We start from the raw sequence: 1,537 nt of genomic DNA on the forward strand, positions 1-1,537 counted from the left end.
AAATATACAGAAAGGATGGCGTTTTTGATATGCATTTATCGATTTCTGATGAACTAGAATTGTTTTCTAAAGAATTACAGCGGCATATGTCACCACATGCTTTAGAACAGTTAGCTAGAGAAATAGGATTTGTCCAACGAAAAAGCAAATATCGTGCACAAGATTTAGTTGCTCTGTGTGTCTGGTTAAGCCAAAACATAGCGAACACTTCATTGACACAACTATGTAGTCGATTAGAAACTAACACAGGTATTTCTATGAGTCCAGAAGGACTCAATCAACGTTTTAATTCTCAGGCTGTACAGTTTTTACAACAACTCTTAGCACATTTACTTCAGCAGCAATTTTGTTCTTCTAGTAAGATTCCAACTTTGTATACAAACTATTTTCAGCGTATTCGTGTATTGGATTCTACACATTTTCAAGTTCCAGATAAATTCTCTCCTACATACCAAGGTTCAGGGGGTAGTGGCCAAAATGCTGGTGTAAAAATTCAACTAGAGTATGATTTACTAAGTGGTCAGTTTCTACATGTTCATGTAGGAGCTGGAAAGCACAATGATAAAACCTATGGTTCTACTTGCCTAACATCTCTTTAACCGCAAGATGTATGTATACGTGATTTAGGATACTTCGATTTAAAAGATCTACATACGATAGACGAGTGTGGTGCTTATTTTATTTCACGATTAAAGCTCAATACTCGTATATATCAGAAGAATAGGGAGCCTGAATACTTTCAAAATGGAACAATAAAAAAGCACTCTGAGTACATCCAACTAGATATGGAGCAATTCATTGACCAATTACAGTCTGGTGAAACATATGAGATTCCTGAGATTTATATTGGAATGTATCAAAAACTTCGTGCAAGACTAATTCTGTATAAATTAACTGAAACGCAAATGAAACATAGACAAAAGGATCTAGCATCTAAAGAACATAAGAAGCAAATCACCTATAAAGAACGCAGTAAGCGACTTAGTGCAATCAACTTTTACATTACGAATATCCCTTCGGAATACCTACCAAGGGAACAAGTATACAATTTTTACTCCTTACGATGGCAAATTGAATTGATATTTAAAACATGGAAATCATTTTTTCTTATTCATCATTGTAATTCTGTAAAATTAGAACGGCTAGAATGTCATTTATATGGACAATTAATTAGTATCCTTCTTTGTTCCGCCACCATGTTTAAAATACGTCAATTACTCCTCACCAAGAAGAGACGAGAGCTGAGTGAATATAAAGCGGTTTATATTATTAAAAATTACTTTCCACTTCTTTATCAAGCTCTACAAAAAGATACTCAAGAACTATCAAAAATCTTGCTTCGTTTGTTTAATTTTTTACAGATAAACGGAAAAAAATCTCATCGATATGAGAAGAAAACAGTCTTTGATATATTGGGTGTCATGTACAATTGTTTCGTTACTCACAATCATGTAGCTTAATTAAAAAAATGAAACCCGTTAGGGTTTATTTGGTATGCAGATTTTTTAGATAGCTGATATCAACTCTTTAGAAAACA

At 33.4% G+C, this 1,537-nt stretch carries 1 pseudogene; it reads left to right on the forward strand.

The window, feature by feature from the left end:
• Window positions 1-29 precede the first annotated feature (29 nt).
• A pseudogene (locus QZ995_RS23595) lies at window positions 30-1,460 on the forward strand (IS4 family transposase).
• Window positions 1,461-1,537: the final 77 nt, after the last annotated feature.

The sequence above is a fragment of the Brevibacillus laterosporus genome, from assembly GCF_030489605.1.
GTDB lineage: Bacteria > Bacillota > Bacilli > Brevibacillales > Brevibacillaceae > Brevibacillus_B > Brevibacillus_B laterosporus_E.